Raw genomic sequence first — 18,931 nt, 5'->3', positions numbered from 1 at the left:
AATGGATGAACCATCTCTTCGCAAGACGCAGTGGTACTCACTCGCGATCGTTATATTCGCCGGCGATCAGGCAGCTAAGAGCTACATTGACGCGACAACTCCCTTGGGTTGGTCGCACGAGGTGGCGTCATTCTTCAACCTAGTTCACGCTCTCAATCCCGGCGCGGCGTTCAGCTTCCTTGCTGGCGCGGGCGGCTGGCAGCGGTGGTTTTTTCTGGCGATCGCGTTCGCAATATCGGCATGGCTCGCATGGCTGCTCTCCCGGCCGCTGCGCAAAACGGAAGGCCTTTCGTACAGCCTCATTCTGGGCGGCGCATTGGGCAACGCGTTCGACCGCGCCACGCGCGGGCACGTTATCGACTACATCGACTTTCACCTGCACGGCTGGCACTGGCCCGCCTTCAACATCGCTGACATGGCCATCGTGGGCGGGGCGATCGCGCTGGTGGCCCAGTCGTTCATGAGCGTGGAGAACCCGGCCGCCACAAAGGAGTCCCAGTGACATTGGGACGATCCGGAAATTCGCAATGCACACGGTGCAGGACACCAATCTGAAGAGAACGGCCCCCAGCATGAGCGGCCGCGGCTTGGCCCTCATGCTAGCGCCCACCGCCGCTTTTGCTGCAACGCCCTGTTGCGATGGCGGCGATTGCTGCAACGACGTCGCAATGCCTTGCTGTGAATAAACAGCACGCAAGCCAGTTGACCTGGCAATTATGAAAGTCCATCACGGCGATGCTGGCCTTTTTCGTTCCAATGAGCCGTCACGGAGAGGTGATGATGAAGCTATGCCGGGATCCTGCAAGCTTTAGGACGGTCTTCTTTACCGCATAGCGATATGCTGATGTCACCCGTTCGCCTCGCCTGGCAAGTACAAGTAGTTCGTCGCGGTTTTCTGGCCGTGTCCGCCCGCTTCGCTGGCCCTTTTGCCCCAAACAAGCGCAATCATGCCTGCGTTACCACCAAAGTTCGCCCCCGCCAGTTGCTGTTCCTAAAGGGCATCAAGCTCAACGCCATCGCCGACCGGCCAGCGTATTTCGCATCGCTGCGTGCCCGTCGGGGCCAGCCCATCGTCATCCTCGCAGAGCTGGGACCGGACGAGGCATTCGCCCTGTGGAAGCAGCATGTACTGGGCGACAGGCCTCGCTGACCCAGTTTCGCCTCATCCTCCTGACAGCCCCGCACTTATTGCGGGGCTTTCTTTTTTCCGCGTTCGCCAATCGGGGCTGTTGCAAATGCCGATTTCCGGCTGACGCGGCTCGCCTCGCGCATGAAGCTGCCCGCATGTGTCGCTGATTCGTCAGCACCATGCCAGCAGCCAGAGTTTCCAGGCTGCCGCGGATTCTTTCCGCGCTACCCGCCAGTCCGCCATCGCATCGAGTCTGCGGACGCGCGTCACCCGTGACGCCGATGCTTTTTTCTCAACCGCGTGCGGGAGCTGCCATCCCGTGAGGGACGAGGCCCCGCTTTTTCCAAGGAGCCCGTCCACGTCCCAGCAAGCCTCTTTCGGCCAGTTGGCCTTGATCCATTGCGGCAAGTTCCTGCCGCTCGAAATCCTGCATAGCGCCGCCGGCCACTACATCGGCACGCGCGATACAGAAGGTCCCGTTTCGCGGGAATCCTGCCAGTACTTCCGCAGCTATGCCGCGGCTCAACGTGCCCTCGAAAGAGGCGGCGGGTCCCAGCTCGCCACACCCTGATCCAACTGGAGGAACCACGTCATGAACCAGCTTTTGCCCCAGGAAGTCGTCGATCAGATCATGCGGGAAGAGCAGCATTTCGCCGCCGCGCCCCAAGCCTTCTTCGAGGTCTGGAAGCGCGGCGTCGAGATCGCAGGCCCGCAATGGTTTGGCGACGGCACGCGCGAAGGCCTGAACCAGGCAAAGAGCAAGTGGGATCTGCGTCCCGACATGCTGCGTGCCAACGACGCACTCGGCGTCCTGAGCAGCGGGGAACGCATGTTCCTGTCCGCCATGTTCAGCTTCTACAACGCGCGCGAGGGCGGTGCCATGCTCAAGCGCTGCCACTTCCAAGGACTGTCGGACTTCGATGGTCTCGATCTGCAACGCCGCAAGGTCATCGCCGATCTGTTGGTGAACTACAGCGGTTGGTGAGCCGGTCTGCGGCATACCACCGTCTTTTTGTTCACTGCCCATGAGGGACATGCGTCCACGCGGCCATGTCCCTCGATTTTTCTTCCGTCAGCCTGCGCCGATTGGCCCAAAGCCCTCGATCAGTGCCGCCTGACGCTTTTTCCACTTTCAACCCACCGGGGTTCAATTCCCGGTGGCGGGAATTGGCTCCATTATTCAATCTGGAGAAATTCCATGACCCAGAATCCCAATCCCTTTGTACGCGGCTACTGGAATCTGAGAGTCGTCCGAACGCTGTGCATCTGCTACGGGGACGGAAGCCCGCATGTCTGGCGATCCATCCACACGAGCCAAGCGCATCTTTCCGACAACGACCTGATCTCATCGCCTTGCATCGTCACCAGCGACTTCGCGTTGATCAAAAGCGGCACTGACGCCATCAGCGACGAGCTGATTGCTGAATGTGATGCTGTTGAAGGCATCAACGGCGAAGGCGTGGTGGGCGCCGTGGTCTATGCCATCCATGGCGACGACCTCGACGGCCGCCCGGTCCATGTCGGTGATACCTATTCGGCCGAAGCCGCGCGAGACGTGGTGCAGCGGTTGAGTTTCGAGACCGGCTATTACAGCCGGTGCTGGGAAGTCAGCAGCGCGCACATCTGCCAGGAAACCGGCCAGTACCTCGCCAACCTGGCAGACCTCGCCACGCCGGAGGCTTTTCTGTTCATCGCCTTTCGGGTTCCGTACAGCCCGGCGATTGGCGTCAAGCTGATCTCCACGCCCTGGACAGACAAGAACCTGGAATATGCCGAGGGCATCAGTGCTGAGCAGCTTCGACAGGAGCACCGCGACAAGGGCATGCCTGACGACCTGGCGAACATCCTTGAACTGGCCGGCCAGGCAGATGTGCGCATCCTCATCCTCGATGCCGACGCACCCGCGCTACTGGGCTTGCCACTGGCCGAGACCTAGCAGACACGCGACGCGCAAGCCTTCCCCTTTATCCCCCATATGCCAGCCCGCCTCCCACCAGGAGCCGGGCTGGTTCAATTCCATAGGAGCAATCTCATGTTCCCCGATCTCATCTTGCCCACGCCCGACTTCGAGAATCAGCTTGGAGCCTGCGTCAACGCCATGAGCCAGGACGACGCCATCGGCCAGATCCTGGTGTTCGAGCGCATGAGCGGTACGCTGCACATGCGCCATATCGACAGCGCCGATCTGGTGGACACCGACATTGACGACTACGAAATGGTCGTCTTCGACGGTGGCAACACAAGCGGCGACACGTGGAAACACGTGTTCTTTCCGCGTCAGCGCGAGCACTACTTCGTGTACCAAGCCTGATTCCTCCAGCCCCTTTCGAGGGGCTTTTTCTTGCCCGCAGCACAGGAAAACGGTTGTGGTGCGGTGCCGTTTCCTGCGGGCAGGCAGACCGCCCCAGGGCCATGCTTGCCCCATGTTCGTCGGCGTTGCCGGCACATGCCCAGGCAGTCGAGACCTTCGAGGCTGCAAGCGCGGGAAACCGTGCTGGTCGTTTCTTCCTACGGACCTACCGCGTCCATCCACGCCACCCACAAGGGACCTCTCCCTTGCGGGCGGGGAATCCCTTGTTTTTCCTCAAGGAGTTTCCCCATGGATCGTTCCCTCATCAAATCCATGATGCCTTCGCTGGTCGCAGGCCATGTGCCCCGCAACGTGCGGTCGTTCAAGTACCGCGTGTTCGATGATCAGCCGCTGTCCTCAACGCTGGGCTTCGCCATCGACCCCCAACCCTTCGACGGCAAGGTGGTCGCCGCGACCGACGATGCCATCGTCGTCAAGCTCAAGCCTTCCGAGTTCGCGGTGCTCGATCCCAGCCTGGTGACCACGGTTCCTGCCGAAGGCGCCAAGGTGCATGTCCAACCCTATGCCCGTCGTCGCTTCGACGGACTGCGCGCGGACACGCCGGAGGTCATCACCGAGGAGACTTCGGACGGCACGCCGTACACCATCACGAGGCACATCCTCGGCTCGGCGCCGGCCAAGCTGCCCATTCCCACGCCGCAGTGCATGGAGTTGGGCCAGCTCATCGAGCAGTTGGAGGAGATGCCGGCCCCCGATCGCTTCCGGCGCATCACCCACATGCTGGTGGATGCCGGTGCCCGCGACTTCACCTGGGTCGATCCCACGCCCTCCAAGATCATCGAGACCCCGCCGGCGATCAGCTTCACGGTCTCGACCGCGAAGTTCGAGGGCCGGGTGACGATCCTCTACGACCGCGGCGGAGACACCTACGTGGTGGAACTGCACCGTCAGAACGGTGAATCGGTCGAACTGGTCGATCGGCACGACGAGGTGTATTTCGACATGCTCGGCGAAGTGCTGGAGAGGCTCATCGACGACGGGCGCTGGCGCCAGATCGACGTGAGCATCCTCGACGCGAAAGCGGCCCGCAAGCGCCAGGCCGTCCCGGCATGACGCCCCGCAGCGAAACCGGGCGGTCCTGCGGCTGACCCGAGGCATCCGCCACGGCGTTCCAGCCGTTCCGGCCGCGTGCACTACAGGCCCTTCATCCCATCGGATGGAGGCCTTTCTCATTCTTCCACACAGGAGATTTCATCCATGTCACTGCGATTCAAAGGCGCTGACCTGCGCCCCGTGCTGACCGAAGCCATCGCCAATCAGGGGTCGTCTCAGAAAACGGAAAAAAATCGTACGCTAAGAGCCGAAGTGGGCCCTTTAGCAGCAATGCAAAGCTGCGATCAACGGGCAGGAAACATTGCCATGGTGCGCGTTGCACTCTCTCACTAGCGTCGACAGGGCCTCTTCCATCCGCGTGAGGTCCGCCATGCGTGCGCGCACATCGGCCAGCCGGTGAGCAGCCAGTTCGGCCGCCTCGCTGCAATGGGTGCCGTCCTCCAGTTTCAGGAGCTGGCCGACTTCATCCAGGCTGAATCCCAGGCGCTGGGCTGACTTCACGAACTTCACCCGCGCCACGTCCGCCTGCCCGTAGCGGCGGATGCGACCGTAGGGCCGCTCCGGCTGGGGTAGCAAGCCCTTGAGCTGATAGAAGCGGATCGTCTCCACGTTGACCCGGGCTGCCTTGGCGAAGGCCCCGATGGTCAGATTCTCTTGAGCGTTCTCCATGGCGCTTGACTCCGTAGTTGACTACGGAAGTAACGTTACAGCATCAAGCGAAGTCCCGGAAGGAGAACCTTATGTCGGAACCCAAGAACGGCCGCGGCGCACTGGCGACCGGCGGCGTCGCGGCCGTCCTCGCCTCGGCCTGCTGCCTCGGCCCCCTTGTCCTGGTCGCGCTCGGCTTCTCTAGCGCGTGGATCGGCAACCTGACCGTGCTGGAGCCGTATCGGCCGATCTTCATCGGCGCAGCGCTCATCGCGCTGTTCTTCGCCTGGCGCAGCATCTTCCGACCAGCCCATGCCTGCAAGCCCGGCGACGTTTGCGCCGTGCCCCAAGTGCGGACTGCCTACAAGGTGATCTTCTGGATCGTGGCCGCCCTGGTTCTGGTTGCCCTCGCGTTTCCCTACGTCCTGCCGCTGTTCTACTGAAAGGAGATCACCATGAAGAAACTCACCACCCTCACCACCCTCACCACCCTCACCACCCTCATCGCCCTGGCCGCCGCTCTAAGCGCGCCCGCCTGGGCTGCCACCAAGACCGTCACCCTGTCGGTGCCCGGCATGACCTGCGCCGCGTGCCCGATCACGGTCAAGACGGCTCTGTCCAAGGTCGCCGGCGTCGAGAAGGCCGAAGTCAGCTTCGAGAAGCGGGAGGCCGTCGTCACCTTCGACGAGGCCAAGACCAATGCCGACGCCTTGACCAAGGCCACCGCAAACGCGGGTTACCCGTCCAGCGTCAAGCAGTGAGGGCGTAATCATGGCCGAGGCGATCACCCTCCACATCGAAGGCATGACCTGCACGTCGTGCGCCGAGCACGTCCAGCAGGCTTTGACGAACGTGCCCGGCGTGCGCGCGGCCTCGGTGTCCTATCCGCAGCGGCAGGCCGAAATCGAGGCGGATGCAGGCGTGAGCGTGGCCCCGCTGGTTGCCGCAGTGGCCACGCTCGGCTATCGCGCACGGCTTACCGACACGCCGAACAAGCCTGCCGGCCTGCTAGACAAGGCGCTGGGCTGGCTCGGTGGCGAAACGAAGCATGTTGGCGGTGAACAAGCGCTGCACGTGGCTGTGATAGGCAGCGGCGGCGCGGCGATGGCGGCTGCCTTGAAGGCCGTGGAGCAAGGCGCCCGCGTCACGCTGATCGAGCGCGGCACCATCGGCGGCACCTGCGTCAATGTCGGCTGCGTGCCGTCCAAGATCATGATCCGCGCCGCGCACATCGTCCACCTGCGCCGCGAAAGCCCGTTCGATGCTGGCCTGCCGGCCGCAGCGCCCGCTGTACTGCGCGAGCGGCTGCTGGCCCAGCAACAAGGCCGCGTCGAGGAGCTGCGCCATGCCAAGTACGAAGGCATCCTGGCAAGCACTCCGGCCATCACCGTGCTGCGCGGCGAGGCCCGGTTCAGGGACACGCGCACGCTGACCGTGGCGACCGCTGACGGCGGCACGCACGAGGTGAACTTCGACCGCTGCCTGATTGCCACCGGCGCGAGCCCGGCGCTTCCGCCAATCCCGGGCCTTGCGGACACACCCCACTGGACCTCCACCGAGGCGCTGGAAAGCAGCTCGCTCCCCGAGCGGCTGGCCGTGATTGGTTCCTCCGTGGTGGCGGTCGAGTTGGCGCAAGCCTTCGCCCGGCTGGGCAGCCAGGTCACGATCCTGGCGCGCAGCACGCTGTTCTTCCGAGAAGACCCGGCCATCGGGGAAGCCGTAACAGACGCCTTCCGCGCCGAGGGCATCGAGGTGCTGGACCACACCCAGGCGAGCCACGTTGCCTATGCGGGCGGGGAATTCGTGCTCACCACCGGGCAGGGGGAAGTGCGCGCCGACAAGCTGCTGGTCGCCACCGGTCGCGCGCCGAACACGCGCAGCCTGAACCTTGAAGCGGCAGGCGTCGAAGTCAATGCGCAGGGAGCCATCGTCATCGACCGCGCCATGCGCACGAGCGCACCGCACATCTTTGCTGCCGGCGACTGCACCGACCAGCCGCAGTTCGTCTATGTGGCGGCGGCGGCCGGCACGCGCGCCGCGATCAACATGACCGGCGGCGACGCGGCGCTGGACCTGACGGCGATGCCGGCGGTGGTGTTCACCGATCCGCAGGTGGCGACCGTGGGCTACAGCGAGGCGGAAGCGCACCACGACGGCATCGAGACCGACAGCCGGCTGCTGACGCTCGACAACGTGCCGAGGGCGCTCGCCAACTTCGACACGCGCGGCTTCATCAAGCTGGTGGCGGAAGCTGGCTCAGGGCGGCTGATCGGCGTACAGGCGGTCGCGCCGGAAGCGGGCGAACTGATCCAGACGGCCGCGCTGGCGATCCGCCACCGGATGACCGTGCAGGAGCTGGCCGACCAGTTGTTCCCCTACCTGACCATGGTCGAGGGACTGAAGCTCGCGGCGCAGACCTTCAACAAGGACGTGAAGCAACTGTCCTGTTGCGCCGGATGAGGAAAAGGGAGGTGTTCGATGAACGCCTACAGCCGCGCCAACCGCCGCATCTACGCGGCCTTGTCCGATCCCCTGTCGGCCACCCACCGGCACCGCCTCGACGATCTGCTCAAGCGCCACGACAACGGCAAGACGACCTGGCTGGCCTGGCTGCGCCAGTCGCCCGTCAAGCCGAACTCGCGCCACATACTCGAACACATCGAGCGCCTCAAAGCCTGGCAGGCGCTCGACCTGCCTTCCGGCATCGAGCGGTCGGTGCACCAGAACCGCCTGCTCAAGATCGCCCGCGAAGGCGGCCAGATGACGCCCGCCGATCTGGCCAAGTTCGAGGCACAGCGCCGCTACGCGACCCTGGTGCGCTCGCCATCGAGGGCATGGCCACCGTCACCGACGAAATCATCGACCTGCACGACCGCATCCTGGGCAAGCTGTTCAACGCTGCCAAGCACAAGCATCAGCAGCAGTTCCAGGCGTCCGGCAAGGCGATCAACGCCAAGGTGCGGCTGGCCACCTCGATCAAGCAGGGCACGGTGACGGCCTCGCTGATGCTCAGGAAACTCGGCAGCTACCCGCGCCAGAACGGCCTGGCCGTGGCGCTGCGCGAGCTGGGCCGCATCGAGCGAACGCTGTTCATCCTGGACTGGCTGCAAAGCGTCGAGCTGCGCCGCCGCGTGCATGCCGGACTGAACAAGGGCGAAGCCCGCAACGCGCTAGCCCGCGCCGTGTTCTTCAACCGGCTGGGCGAAATCCGCGACCGCAGTTTCGAGCAGCAGCGCTACCGGGCCAGCGGCCTCAACCTGGTGACGGCGGCCATAGTGTTGTGGAACACGGTCTATCTGGAACGGGCCTCAAACGCCTTACGCGGTCACGGCCAGACTGTCGATGACGCCCTGTTGCAGTACCTGTCGCCGCTGGGCTGGGAGCACATCAACCTGACCGGCGATTACCTCTGGCGCAGCAGCGCCAAGATCGGCGCGGGCAAGTTCAGGCCGCTACGACCGCTGCAACCGGCTTAGCGTACGATTTTTTCCGTTTTCTGAGACGTCCCCAATCAGTGCCGCATTGTCCTGGTCAAGGATCAGGGCGTGTACTTCCTCGCCGAGCGTGGGGAGCGTCGCCCGGATGGGCGCCAGGCACTGCTCGCCTACGCCGTCGGATGCAACCCGGACACCGACCCGTTCGATGACTGGTGGCACCTCGCCGGCCGCGAGCTGGGCGGCGATGACTTCGCGGAGTATTTCGACCCGAAGGACGGCCTGTTCACGCGCCTCCAGCACTCGGCGGACGATCTCGTGCTTTCCGCCACCGCCACGCACCTGTCCTTAGCAGTGGTGCCTCCCGCCTGACGCGGCAACCGCCTCGCAGCCCCCGCATCGGGGGCCTTCTTTTGTTCGCACCGCCGCCATCGCCGCGCGTGCGCGTTTGTCTCCAGCCGCCGAGGCACGCCCCGCCGGCCACAACGCCGGCATGCCACCGGAGACAACCGCATGAACACGCCATCGACCTCGCCGAGGCTGCACCTCCTACCGGTGTCGCTGCGCACGGCCAATGCATTCGTTCTGTCGCACCATCGCCACCACCGCCCGGTCCAGGGCGCGAAGTTCGCCCTGGCCGTCACGCTGAGCGACAGCGACCTGATCCACGGCGTGGCCATTGTCGGCCGCCCGGTCGCGCGGCACCTGGACGCTGGAAGTCACGCGGCTGTGCACCGACGGCACACCCAGCGCCTGCAGCAAGCTCTACGGCGCGGCCTGGCAGGCGGCAAGGGCGCTGGGCTACATACGCCTGCTCACCTACACCATGCCCGACGAAGGTGGCGCCAGCCTGCGCGCCGCCGGCTGGCGGCTGATCGGCGCGCGCGGTGGCGGCGCCTGGAGCCGTCCCGGCCGTCCGCGCGCCGATACCCCCGAGCACCTGCGCGGCGCCAAGTGCCTGTGACAGGCGCCGGGTGGCGCGGACAAAGGGAAGCGCCCGGGTGCCGATTGATTGCTGCCGCGCGCGCGAGGCCCCGCCATGCTGGCCCCATGCCTGCTGACGTCGTCAGCGACATGCCAGGCAACCATCGGTCTTCGAGGTTGCGGCGCAGTTCCCACTGCGTGACCGAGCCAGCTCGCACCGCATCCTTCCGCGAGCGGCCACCAGCCTCTGGTGGCGGATGCTTTCGCCTTATCAACCCACCGCGGGGTCACGCACCTTCCCCGCATGCGTGGGCCGGTGTGTCTCCGCTTCATCCCAATGGAGATTCACCATGAACACCACGTCCAACGAGAAATCGTATTTCGACCTCCACACCTCGGGCATCGGCTACATCCAGCGTGTCCGTGAAGTGCCCGTCCGGGGCGGCCGCCGTGCGCAGCCTTTCCTGGCATGCACCATCGCCGCGCTGGTCGGCCCCGCCCGGGACCCCAGCTACCGCTACTTCGACGTCAAGGTCTCGGGTGCCGAGGCCAAGAAGCTCGTTCAGCGCTACATCGGCGTTGACGATCCCAAGCAGCGCCCGCTGGTGCGCTTTCGCCTCGGTGACCTGTGGGGCGATGTGTACATCCGCGACAAGGGTGAGCAGAAGGGTCAGGCCGCCGCGTCCCTCAAGGCGCGACTGCTCAAGGCCGAACTGATCGACCGGGCCGAACTGGCTTCGATCGAGCAGCACGAGTTGATCACCCGCGGCATCGGCTATCTCAATCGTGTGAAGGACGTCACCCCAAAAGCTGGCGACTCGTTCCTCTCTTGCACCGTCGCGGCACTGGCCGGGCCTGTCGATGAACCGGAGTATCGGTACTTCGACACCATCGTCGCCACCCCGGAAGCCGAGCACCTGGTTCGCCGGTGCGTTCAGGCCATCGAGGGTGACCGCAAGGTGCTGATCGCCTTCCGTCTGAACGACATGAAGATCGATCCGTACATCCGCACCAAGGGTGAGCACGCCGGGGAACCGGCCGCCAGCCTGGAATCGACGCTGGTCCACATCGGTCTCATCAAGATCGACGGCACCCAGGTCTATCCGACGAGCCAGGCGCAAGCCGAGGCGCCGCCGGCCGAAGACGCATCCGCGTCCGAAGCCGACGATGCCATCGACACGGCCACCGAGCCCGCCGAGCGCGAGCCCGAGGCGCAAGTCCAGGAGCAGGAGCCGGCATTGGCTGCTTCGTTCTGATCCGGCACGGCCTCTCACGGGGCCTTGTCGCTTTTCCTCCCCACGTACGCCGCGTCCCCAGGACGCGTGCTTGCGCATTTCATCCCCCGAGTTCCGCGTGGTCTCACGGCCACGCGGTTGTCGAATTTCTCAAAGGAGATCAGCCATGTCTCTGGTATCCCGCTTTGCTCCGCAATCCCCGATCCTGCGCTCTGATCGCCCACTCTCGGACGACCGCATTCGTGCCGTCGTTCCGTCGATCTTCGCCGACGCTCCACATGGGAGCCGGTCCGATCGGTATGCCTACATACCGACCTCGACCGTGCTGACCAAGCTGCGCCAGGAGGGCTTCGAGCCCTTCATGGTGTGTCAGACGCGCGTGCGCAACGAAGACCGGCGCGAGTACACGAAGCACCTCATCCGACTTCGCCATGCAAGCCAGATCAACGGCGACGAGGCGAACGAGATCATCCTGCTCAACAGCCATGACGGCACGAGCAGCTATCAGATGCTCGCCGGCATGTTCCGGTTCGTCTGCCACAACGGCCTGGTTTGCGGTGACACCACCGCCGACATCCGCGTTCCCCACAAGGGCGACGTGGTCAGCCAGGTGATCGAAGGTGCCTACGGAGTCCTCGACGGCTTCGAGCGCGTGCAGAACGCGCGCGATGCGATGCGCACCATCACCCTCGATGAGGGCGAAGCGGAGGTCTTTGCAAACTCCGCGCTCGCACTCAAGTACGACGATCCAGCCAAGTCCACGCCTGTCACGGAGTGCCAACTGCTGGCACCCCGGCGATGGGACGACCGCAAGAACGACCTGTGGGCCGTCTTCAACCGCGTCCAGGAGAACCTCGTCAAAGGGGGCCTGAACGGACGCACGGCCAACGGCCGCAATCAGCGCACCCGTCCGGTGCAAGGCATCGACCAGAACCTGCGCCTGAACCGGGCGTTGTGGCTGCTGGCCGAAGGCATGCGCCAGCTCAAGGCGTGATGCCACGCGGACCTCGCCCACCTCGGGCGAAGCCATTTCCTCTCATCCACCGGGTGCCGTCGGCGGCCCGTCATTCATCATCAGGAGAACCATCATGGCAACCCCATTGGCACCCGAGAAATCGGTTGCGCCCATCGTCGTCCCCGGCCAGCTCACGCTGCGTACCATCCGCGGCAAGAACGGCCCGTTCACGGTTGGCCGCCTCGCCACGCACCTCGGTACGTTCGAGGTCAAAGACCCGGAGCTGGAGCAGTACCCCGAAGGCAAGTACGACGGGGAATTCATCATCAGGTACATCTTCCCGAAGTCCTATCCGGTCGGCGGCGGCATGCGGTTCGAGATCCGTGCCAGCCTCGACGGCATGACGCTCAACGGCATCGACAAACTCAGCCGCGACGAAGCCCGCAGCTTCGCCACCCAGGACGTCGATCCGCTCGATGAAGAGCAAGGGGCGCAGCCTGCGGCAACGCCGGCCAAGCCCACCAAAGCGTCCAGGCCCGCCAAGCCCGCACCCGTGCAGGCGTCCGCGGACCCGATGGTCGATACCACGCCCTTTGGCGTGGATGCGCCGCCACCTGCTGAGGCTGCTGCCCCCGGCAGCACCCAAGACGGTGACCCCGCGCTCTTCGGCCTGCTGTGGCCGCTGGGCGAGTCCGTGAAACTGGATTCGACCATCGACCGCCGCGCTTTGCGTGCACAGATCGTCCGCCTGGGCGAGCTGGGCTACGCGCTGGACTTCAAGACGCAGGAGTGGAGCCGCCAGGCCGAACTGCAACCTGCGTGATCGCAGACGCCGCATGCGCGGTGTTCTTCATCCACCCGCCGGGGTTCCTTCCCCATGCGGGGGAGGCCCTGGCCATCTTCTGGAGGTCTTCATCATGTCCACCATCGCTTGCGATATCCCCCGCTCCGCGCTGGATGAACCCGCGTGGCGGGCTCTCTGCGAGACGGCAGCCGCACAAGCCACCAAGGGTTGCGGACTGTCTCACGACTACTACGTCGAACGCTTCAGTTCGGCGATCGACGCGCAACTCGGTCGATTGCCCGAAGAACAGCGCGCACAGGCGCTGAAGATCGCACAGGAATGAGACTACGCAACACCGGCCGAACGGCAGGAAACCCAGGACTGGAATGCGGAGCACGGCTATTGCTCGCATGGGATCGAGTTCGGCAGCTGCCCGGCTGGTTGTGATCGCGACGATGACGACTGGGACTAAGGGCAAGGCATAGGTTTTCCTTCGCTGCACCTGCGGCATTCCATCACCCACTGGGGGTTCTTCCCCACGGGGAGGCCTCCAGCTCAACTTTTCGAGGAGGCCTCTCATGGGCTGGTATTTCTCTCCCCAATCGCGGTCTGAACTGATCGCGGAACTGATCGCACCACAGCAGACCGAGCGCGTCAGCGCGAAGGTTATCGCTCACGCATTGCGCAGCAACGTGCTGTGGTCCGTGGTCGAACTGACCGCCAAGGTCGAAGGTGTGCATCGTGATCTCGCGCCGGGCCAGTCCCTGCGCTACATCCGCTGCGATCTGCTGGAACGAAGCGGCAACCAGTGGGGCTACAAGCCGCTGGAAGAGTCCATGCATCCGTACTATTACTCGTGCCCGCTGTCCTATCTGGACCTCGCACCGGAGCAGTCCGCCGACTGGCGTGCAGGCGTTCGCGCCTACCACGCACGGCGGCGCACACCCACGGCTGTCACGGCACCCGCCGCGGCGCTGTTGGCCTGAGCCAGGAGGAACCGACATGGACCCGATCCTGGCTGCACTCCCGCTCTCGCTGTTGAAGCTCGTTGAAGGCAGTTTGTCCAACGACGAAGTTTCCTCCGACGAGGAAATGCTGGGGTACTTCATCGACAACGGCCTCACCGAGGAGCAGGCACGGCAGGCGCTGACCTACCGCGACCAGTACCTCAACAACATCTACCTGGACGGCTTCACGCCGATCACCGCGGTGGACGAGGCGCTTCACTTCAATCCGCACACCCAACAGTTCGAGCCGGACTGAGCGGTTTTCTTCCACCCCCTGGGGCAGTACTTGCCCCAGCGGGCGGTGCTGTTCCCGTTCATCCGAGGACACCACCATGCCCGCAAACACTTCTTCCACGCTGTACCGCATCGACGAATGCCCGGACGTGATGGCCGACGCCTGCGTCGGCGATGACCAGGGCAACCTGATCTTCCTGTCCATCTGGGCGCGGGACACCGCCGTCCAGCAGTTCCTTGCACGCCTGACCCTCGGGCGCGACGAGCAGGGACTGGACCAGTTCCACGTCATCACCGACCAGGGCGGCAGCGTCCCGGTATTCATCGGCAACGTCGATCGCCTGGAAAAGCGCATCACGCGCGCCTACCGGCGAACGCTGTTCGGTTCGCTGTCCAACGTGTGGCTGTTCGACCGGCGCTGCGTCAAGCCCGACAAGGCCAACGCCAGCGCATTGGCACTGCTGCCACGTGACAGCGCCCACCGGCTTGACCGCCTGTGGATGCTGGTGCGGGACACCTGCCCGTTGCCGCTGCTCGACCACTGGCGCGAGACCGTGCTGGAACTGCTGCAAAGCCGCGAGATGCTGGCCCGCCTTCCGTTCGCCCTCGGGCCGCTGGAAGGCCATCGGCTCGCCATCGACGTGCCGGCGCTGAGCTTGGCGCTGGGCTCCCTGATCCGCAGTGACGCGCTCACCGCCTATCCCTATCCGGCCAAGATTTGGACGCCGGAAGCGGTAGCGGCTTGACCCACCCTCGGAGGCACGCCTTGGCGTGCTTCCGTCATTCATCCCCGCCAACCAGGAGACTTCCATGGCTCTCATGTTCCCGCGGCTCGCCCGCAATTTCGCCAAAAATGGGTACTACCCGACCGACGAACCCACGCTCGAAAGAGCCCTCAACGCACTGATGCCCAGCGACGGGCCGATGTGCATCCTCGATCCCTGCGCCGGTGAAGGCGTGGCAATCGCCGAAGCCTCTCATGCCCTCGGGCGCGAACAGACCAAGGCGTTCGCCGTCGAATTCGACGCCGAGCGGGCGCGCCATGCCCGCGGCCTGGTCGATCACTGCCTGCACGCGGACCTGATGGACACGATGATCTCCAAGCAGTCCTTCGGACTACTGTGGCTGAATCCACCGTATGGCGACCTGTCCAAGGACGTCAACGGCAACATCGGCTATCAGGGCCAGGGCCGTGCCCGCCTCGAAAAGCTGTTCTATCAGCGTTCGCTGTCGCTGTTGCAATACGGCGGCGTGCTGGTCTTCATCGTCCCCGGCTACGTGCTCGACGCGGAGCTGGTCGGCTGGTTGACGCGCCACTACACCGATCTGCGTATCTACCGAGCGGTGGAAACGCAGTTCAAGCAGGTGGTGATCTTCGGCCGCCGGGTCCGTCAGCGGGAGCTGGCACCCGATGGCGTCAAGGCCGTGCGCAATCTGCTGCTGCAGGTTGGGCTTGGCGAAGTCGAAGCCGAGGAACTGCCGAGCGAATGGCCGTTCCTGCCGTACATCGTCCCCGCCAGTCCGGCCGAGCCGGAGCATTTCTTCCGCGTGACGATGGAGCCCGAACAGTTCGCCGACGAGGTTGGCCGGCTGCAAGGCCTTTGGCCGTCGCTGGACACGCACTTGGGGACCGCGCAGCAGTCGCTGCGTCCACCGGCGCGGGCCTTGTCCCACTGGCATCTCGCCCTGGCTCTGGCCGCGGGCGCGATCTCCGGCGTCGTGCGCTCCCAGACGGGGCGCGTGCTCGTCGTCAAAGGTGACACCCACAAGGACAAGACGCTCCAGCGGGAATTCACCGAACGCGAAGACGGCTCCATCGCCGAGACACGCATCCTCACCGACAAGTTTGTGCCCGTTATCCGCGCGTGGGACATGACGCCTGGCTCCCCGACAAGGGGCGAGGTGCTGACCATTCGCTGATCCACCGGACGCGCTGCCGTCCTGCTGTACCACATCGAAGGAGAAACACCATGTTCCCCAATCCGTTCAAGCGGCCTGCGCCGCGCAAGCAACCCTTGTTCGCACCGAGTACGTTGAAGTTGAGCGAGAAGGTGCATTGGCTGGCTCGGCGAGGCCTGATCGACCCCTTGGCCTATGTCCAGCGCCATGTGCGCGGGGACTGGGGCGAGATCGATGAGGCCACCCGCCAAGCCAACGACGTCGCAATCCAACAGGACAACCTGATGATCTCCCAGTACCGGATCACGCCGGAACTGGTGTTGCTCGTGAAGACCAGCGAAGACCACCAGACCACGGTGGTCCAGCTTCCCGAAGAGCGCGACCTGATCTGAAGGCGCCGCCTCGTCATCCCATCCACTTGACGGAGCCACTTCACTCCGCCAGGGGTGTCGTGGCTCAATAGCCTTTCAAGGAGGAGCCCATGGCATCGCATCGCATCGAAACCTACTGCCAGAGGCTGGCGTTCCCCATCGGGGCGCTCATCTTCAGCCGAGGCATTGATCGCCTTGTCCGCGCGGGTCGCCTGGACCCGATTCCGTACTTCAGGCGCCACACCCGTGGCGACTGGGGTGACGTCAACGTCTGCCAATGGCACGCCAACGGCGTTGCACTTCAATCGGGCGCGTCGCTGGAATCGCACTATGTGATCCACCCGGGACTCGCCATTCGCATCATCACCGATGCGGGGCGCAGCGTCACTGCCATCGTGCTGCCGTCCGAAGACTGAGCACGGTTCACCCGCAGGCCACTCAGGCCAGCATCTTCAACCACCTTCGGCCGCGCGCCGATTTCCTTCCCACCACGGGGCATGCCATTGCCCCGCTGGGGGTGGTGCATGCCCCATTTTTCATTGGAGCATCACAATGTCCTTCGATCTCGAAACCACTGCCGCTGACGCCGCGCCCGTACAGGGCGAACTGCTCGACGCGGAATCATCCCCTCTGACCCTGAGCCTTCAGGATTTCGTCGGCGAGTTCGGCGACGAACTGCTCGACGCCCTCAACAGCGCCAACCCGCCTGTCTATACCGGCCAACCGCAGGCGCACCGGCAGCTCATCGTCGCCAGCCTCAAACGCAAGCTGTTCCCGGCCCAGGCCGAAGTCGTCCACGCCGCCGCCGAGCTGCTGATCGACCGTGGCGAACGCGCCGCGATCGTCAATGGCGAGATGGGCTGTGGTAAGACGACCGTTGGCATCGCCGCGGCCGCCGTGCTCAACGCCGAAGGCTACCGCCGCACTCTGGTCCTGTCGCCACCGCACTTGGTTTACAAGTGGCGGCGGGAGATCCAGGAGACGGTGGCCGGCGCCAAGGTATGGGTGCTCAATGGGCCGGATACGCTCGTCAAGCTCCTCAAGCTGCGTGAGCAGTTGGGCGTGCAGCCCACGGGCCAGGAGTTCTTCGTCCTGGGGCGCGTCAGGATGCGGATGGGTTTCCACTGGAAGCCCGTCTTCACCCAGCGGCGCACCCGCCACGGCGACGTGGCGGCCTGCCCGGACTGCGGCACGGTCATCACCGACCTCGACGGCGAGCCGGTCAACCCGGTCGCGCTCGAAGCCGAGGAGTACCGCAGGAAGTGCAGCCATTGCGCTGCGCCCCTGTGGACGCTGATCCGCCCGCGCAGCCTGTCCGGCAGCGACCAGTCCTCGGCCGTCCTCAAAGCCCTGAAGCGCATCCCGACCATCGGGGAAGTCACTGCGCAGAAGCTGATGCAGAAGTTCGGTGACGGCTTCCTGGCCTCGATGCTGGGCGACAACATCCACGAGTTCATCAACCTCATGGATGGCAACGGCGAGCTGGTGTTTTCCGACCGTCAAGCCACGCGCATGGAACGTGCGATGGCCAACATGGAGTTCGGCTTTGGCGAGGGCGGTTATCAACCCTCGGAGTTCATCAAGAGGTACTTGCCGCAAGGTACGTTCGACCTGCTCATCGCTGATGAAGCGCATGAGTACAAGAACGGGGGCAGTGCCCAGGGCCAGGCCATGGGCGTGCTGGCGGCGAAGGCTCGCAAGACCTTGCTGCTGACTGGCACGCTGATGGGCGGCTACGGTGATGATCTTTTTCACCTGCTGTTCCGAGCCCTTCCGGGGCGGATGATCGAAGACGGCTACCGCCCGACCACGAGCGGCAGCATGACCTCGGCTGCGATGGCGTTCATGCGCGATCACGGGGTGTTGAAGGACATCTACTCCGAGAGCACCGGCACGGCGCACAAGACGGCCAAGGGCACCAAGGTATCGGTGCGCACGGTCAAGGCCCCGGGCTTCGGCCCCAAGGGCGTCTTGCGCTGCATCCTGCCATTCACGATCTTCCTCAAGCTCAAGGACATCGGCGGCAACGTCCTGCCGCCGTATGACGAGGAGTTCCGTGAAGTCGCGATGGACACGGCGCAAGCCGCGGCCTACCGCGATCTGGCGGGTCGGCTGACCGCCGAGCTGAAACAGGCTCTGGCGCGACGCGATACGACCTTGCTGGGTGTGGTCCTCAACGTGCTGCTGGCCTGGCCGGATTGCTGCTTCCGGTCGGAGACCGTGGTGCATCCGCGCACGCGCAACACCTTGGCGTTTGTCCCGGCTCAGTTCAACGAGTTCGAGATCAGCCCCAAGGAGCGTGAGCTGATCGACATCTGCAAAGAGGAGAAGGCGCAGGGCCGCAAGGTCCTGGCCTACACGGTCTATACCGGCACGCGCGACACCACGTCGCGCCTGAAGGTGTTGCTGGAGCAGGAAGGCTTCAAGGTGGCGGTGCTGCGCGCGAGCGTGGATGCCAGCCGCCGCGAAGACTGGATCGCCGAGCAACTGGACCGTGGCATCGACGTGCTCATCACCAACCCCGAGTTGGTCAAGACGGGGCTGGACCTGTTGGAGTTCCCGACGATCGTGTTCATGCAGTCGGGCTACAACGTGTACTCGCTCCAGCAGGCGGCACGCCGCTCCTGGCGCATCGGGCAGAAGCAGCCCGTGCGTGTGATCTACCTCGGCTACGCCGGTTCCTCGCAGATGACCTGCCTGGAGCTGATGGCCAAGAAGATCATGGTCTCGCAGTCCACCTCGGGCGACGTGCCCGAATCCGGGCTCGATGTCCTGAACCAGGACGGTGATTCCGTCGAGGTCGCACTGGCCCGGCAGCTTGTCGCCGCATGACACGTTCCACTTACGGCCCTTCGGGGCCGTTTTTTTTGCCGCTCCCGGTAAATCG

Annotated in this window: 21 protein-coding genes and 4 pseudogenes; 24 read left to right on the top strand and 1 reads right to left on the bottom strand. The window is 64.6% G+C overall.

All coding sequences use genetic code 11. The annotated features are described in order from the left end of the window. The first annotated feature begins 1 nt into the window (after position 1). The 7 genes from lspA to AOZ53_RS09410 all read left to right on the top strand — a co-directional run bounded on the left by lspA (position 2) and on the right by AOZ53_RS09410 (position 4,553). Positions 2-502 carry a signal peptidase II gene (lspA, locus tag AOZ53_RS09440; protein WP_003098955.1) on the top strand — a complete coding sequence of 167 codons (501 nt, stop codon included), beginning with the start codon at positions 2-4 and terminating at the stop codon, positions 500-502. Between the two features lie 336 nt (positions 503-838). After that, complete coding sequence (locus AOZ53_RS09435) at positions 839-1,150, top strand: hypothetical protein (protein WP_003108988.1); 312 nt, start codon at positions 839-841, stop codon at positions 1,148-1,150. A gap of 298 nt (positions 1,151-1,448) precedes the next feature. Further along, positions 1,449-1,700, top strand: a complete 252-nt coding sequence (locus AOZ53_RS09430; RefSeq protein WP_005408894.1) for a hypothetical protein — start codon at positions 1,449-1,451, stop codon at positions 1,698-1,700. Positions 1,701-1,721: 21 nt separating this feature from the next. Further along, a complete protein-coding gene (locus tag AOZ53_RS09425; RefSeq protein WP_003098949.1) occupies positions 1,722-2,114 on the top strand; it encodes a hypothetical protein in 393 nt (130 codons plus the stop codon). 213 nt (positions 2,115-2,327) lie between these two features. Next, on the top strand, positions 2,328-3,065 hold the full coding sequence (locus AOZ53_RS09420) for a DUF5983 family protein (RefSeq protein ID WP_003098947.1): 738 nt from the start codon (positions 2,328-2,330) through the stop codon (positions 3,063-3,065). A 96-nt stretch (positions 3,066-3,161) separates the two neighbouring features. Next, positions 3,162-3,440 carry a hypothetical protein gene (locus AOZ53_RS09415; protein WP_003098943.1) on the top strand — a complete coding sequence of 93 codons (279 nt, stop codon included), beginning with the start codon at positions 3,162-3,164 and terminating at the stop codon, positions 3,438-3,440. A 288-nt stretch (positions 3,441-3,728) separates the two neighbouring features. Beyond that, positions 3,729-4,553, top strand: a complete 825-nt coding sequence (locus AOZ53_RS09410) for a hypothetical protein (RefSeq protein WP_003098941.1) — start codon at positions 3,729-3,731, stop codon at positions 4,551-4,553. 261 nt (positions 4,554-4,814) lie between these two features. Here the strand turns inward: AOZ53_RS09410 and merR are convergent, their stop codons facing one another. Continuing rightward, positions 4,815-5,222: an Hg(II)-responsive transcriptional regulator gene (merR, locus tag AOZ53_RS09405; RefSeq protein ID WP_003098939.1), complete on the bottom strand. Its 408-nt coding sequence runs from the start codon at positions 5,220-5,222 to the stop codon at positions 4,815-4,817. 71 nt (positions 5,223-5,293) lie between these two features. Between merR and merT the strand changes: the two genes are divergently transcribed. The 17 genes and pseudogenes from merT to AOZ53_RS09315 all read left to right on the top strand — a co-directional run bounded on the left by merT (position 5,294) and on the right by AOZ53_RS09315 (position 18,876). Beyond that, a complete protein-coding gene (gene merT, locus AOZ53_RS09400) occupies positions 5,294-5,644 on the top strand; it encodes a mercuric ion transporter MerT (RefSeq protein ID WP_003098936.1) in 351 nt (116 codons plus the stop codon). A gap of 12 nt (positions 5,645-5,656) precedes the next feature. Next, on the top strand, positions 5,657-5,962 hold the full coding sequence (gene merP, locus AOZ53_RS09395) for a mercury resistance system periplasmic binding protein MerP (RefSeq protein ID WP_003098934.1): 306 nt from the start codon (positions 5,657-5,659) through the stop codon (positions 5,960-5,962). 10 nt (positions 5,963-5,972) lie between these two features. Continuing rightward, positions 5,973-7,661 (top strand): mercury(II) reductase, encoded by a 1,689-nt coding sequence (merA, locus tag AOZ53_RS09390; protein ID WP_003098932.1) that lies wholly within the window; start codon positions 5,973-5,975, stop codon positions 7,659-7,661. A 9-nt stretch (positions 7,662-7,670) separates the two neighbouring features. Further along, positions 7,671-8,677: pseudogene (locus AOZ53_RS33345) on the top strand (Tn3 family transposase); the annotation flags it as partial. Positions 8,678-8,704: 27 nt separating this feature from the next. Further along, positions 8,705-9,007 (top strand): annotated as a pseudogene (locus AOZ53_RS09375) (DUF3085 domain-containing protein); the annotation flags it as partial. Between the two features lie 141 nt (positions 9,008-9,148). After that, a pseudogene (locus AOZ53_RS34965) lies at positions 9,149-9,512 on the top strand (XF1762 family protein); the annotation flags it as partial. Between the two features lie 397 nt (positions 9,513-9,909). Continuing rightward, entirely contained in the window at positions 9,910-10,815 is a 906-nt protein-coding gene (locus AOZ53_RS09365; protein ID WP_003098919.1) for a DUF3577 domain-containing protein, read from the top strand. Between the two features lie 145 nt (positions 10,816-10,960). Continuing rightward, on the top strand, positions 10,961-11,788 hold the full coding sequence (locus tag AOZ53_RS09360) for a DUF932 domain-containing protein (protein WP_003098915.1): 828 nt from the start codon (positions 10,961-10,963) through the stop codon (positions 11,786-11,788). A gap of 94 nt (positions 11,789-11,882) precedes the next feature. Then, positions 11,883-12,572 carry a DUF3275 family protein gene (locus AOZ53_RS09355; RefSeq protein ID WP_003098913.1) on the top strand — a complete coding sequence of 230 codons (690 nt, stop codon included), beginning with the start codon at positions 11,883-11,885 and terminating at the stop codon, positions 12,570-12,572. A gap of 94 nt (positions 12,573-12,666) precedes the next feature. After that, positions 12,667-13,005, top strand: a pseudogene (locus AOZ53_RS09350) (hypothetical protein). Between the two features lie 106 nt (positions 13,006-13,111). Then, on the top strand, positions 13,112-13,519 hold the full coding sequence (locus AOZ53_RS09345; RefSeq protein WP_003098908.1) for a hypothetical protein: 408 nt from the start codon (positions 13,112-13,114) through the stop codon (positions 13,517-13,519). A gap of 16 nt (positions 13,520-13,535) precedes the next feature. Continuing rightward, complete coding sequence (locus tag AOZ53_RS09340) at positions 13,536-13,796, top strand: hypothetical protein (protein ID WP_003098905.1); 261 nt, start codon at positions 13,536-13,538, stop codon at positions 13,794-13,796. A gap of 76 nt (positions 13,797-13,872) precedes the next feature. Next, a complete protein-coding gene (locus AOZ53_RS09335) occupies positions 13,873-14,520 on the top strand; it encodes a hypothetical protein (RefSeq protein WP_003098901.1) in 648 nt (215 codons plus the stop codon). A 40-nt stretch (positions 14,521-14,560) separates the two neighbouring features. Then, the gene (locus AOZ53_RS09330) at positions 14,561-15,694 is read left to right on the top strand and encodes a DUF6094 domain-containing protein (RefSeq protein WP_254917107.1); all 1,134 of its coding nucleotides are present in this window, start codon (positions 14,561-14,563) and stop codon (positions 15,692-15,694) included. A gap of 50 nt (positions 15,695-15,744) precedes the next feature. Beyond that, positions 15,745-16,065, top strand: coding sequence for a hypothetical protein (locus tag AOZ53_RS09325; RefSeq protein ID WP_003098896.1), 321 nt, complete (start codon positions 15,745-15,747; stop codon positions 16,063-16,065). Between the two features lie 89 nt (positions 16,066-16,154). Further along, positions 16,155-16,460 carry a hypothetical protein gene (locus AOZ53_RS09320; protein ID WP_003098895.1) on the top strand — a complete coding sequence of 102 codons (306 nt, stop codon included), beginning with the start codon at positions 16,155-16,157 and terminating at the stop codon, positions 16,458-16,460. A gap of 136 nt (positions 16,461-16,596) precedes the next feature. After that, complete coding sequence (locus AOZ53_RS09315) at positions 16,597-18,876, top strand: helicase-related protein (protein WP_003098893.1); 2,280 nt, start codon at positions 16,597-16,599, stop codon at positions 18,874-18,876. Positions 18,877-18,931: the final 55 nt, after the last annotated feature.

Origin of the sequence: Achromobacter sp. 2789STDY5608621, assembly GCF_001299375.1 — a bacterium.
Taxonomy (GTDB): domain Bacteria; phylum Pseudomonadota; class Gammaproteobacteria; order Burkholderiales; family Burkholderiaceae_B; genus Achromobacter; species Achromobacter insuavis.
Note: the sequence above shows the minus strand (reverse complement) of the source record. Positions and strands in the feature narration are given on the sequence as shown.

Coding starts and splice junctions, on each gene's coding strand:
- AOZ53_RS09320 (WP_003098895.1), top strand. CDS start 16,155: ATGGCATCGCATCGCATCGAAACCTACTGCCAGAGGCTGGCGTTCCCC.
- AOZ53_RS09335 (WP_003098901.1), top strand. CDS start 13,873: ATGCCCGCAAACACTTCTTCCACGCTGTACCGCATCGACGAATGCCCG.
- AOZ53_RS09340 (WP_003098905.1), top strand. CDS start 13,536: ATGGACCCGATCCTGGCTGCACTCCCGCTCTCGCTGTTGAAGCTCGTT.
- AOZ53_RS09410 (WP_003098941.1), top strand. CDS start 3,729: ATGGATCGTTCCCTCATCAAATCCATGATGCCTTCGCTGGTCGCAGGC.
- merT (WP_003098936.1), top strand. CDS start 5,294: ATGTCGGAACCCAAGAACGGCCGCGGCGCACTGGCGACCGGCGGCGTC.
- AOZ53_RS09425 (WP_003098949.1), top strand. CDS start 1,722: ATGAACCAGCTTTTGCCCCAGGAAGTCGTCGATCAGATCATGCGGGAA.
- AOZ53_RS09325 (WP_003098896.1), top strand. CDS start 15,745: ATGTTCCCCAATCCGTTCAAGCGGCCTGCGCCGCGCAAGCAACCCTTG.
- AOZ53_RS09435 (WP_003108988.1), top strand. CDS start 839: ATGCTGATGTCACCCGTTCGCCTCGCCTGGCAAGTACAAGTAGTTCGT.
- AOZ53_RS09355 (WP_003098913.1), top strand. CDS start 11,883: ATGGCAACCCCATTGGCACCCGAGAAATCGGTTGCGCCCATCGTCGTC.
- AOZ53_RS09365 (WP_003098919.1), top strand. CDS start 9,910: ATGAACACCACGTCCAACGAGAAATCGTATTTCGACCTCCACACCTCG.
- AOZ53_RS09360 (WP_003098915.1), top strand. CDS start 10,961: ATGTCTCTGGTATCCCGCTTTGCTCCGCAATCCCCGATCCTGCGCTCT.
- AOZ53_RS09415 (WP_003098943.1), top strand. CDS start 3,162: ATGTTCCCCGATCTCATCTTGCCCACGCCCGACTTCGAGAATCAGCTT.
- AOZ53_RS09420 (WP_003098947.1), top strand. CDS start 2,328: ATGACCCAGAATCCCAATCCCTTTGTACGCGGCTACTGGAATCTGAGA.
- merA (WP_003098932.1), top strand. CDS start 5,973: ATGGCCGAGGCGATCACCCTCCACATCGAAGGCATGACCTGCACGTCG.
- lspA (WP_003098955.1), top strand. CDS start 2: ATGGATGAACCATCTCTTCGCAAGACGCAGTGGTACTCACTCGCGATC.
- merR (WP_003098939.1), bottom strand. CDS start 5,222: ATGGAGAACGCTCAAGAGAATCTGACCATCGGGGCCTTCGCCAAGGCA.
- AOZ53_RS09345 (WP_003098908.1), top strand. CDS start 13,112: ATGGGCTGGTATTTCTCTCCCCAATCGCGGTCTGAACTGATCGCGGAA.
- AOZ53_RS09315 (WP_003098893.1), top strand. CDS start 16,597: ATGTCCTTCGATCTCGAAACCACTGCCGCTGACGCCGCGCCCGTACAG.
- merP (WP_003098934.1), top strand. CDS start 5,657: ATGAAGAAACTCACCACCCTCACCACCCTCACCACCCTCACCACCCTC.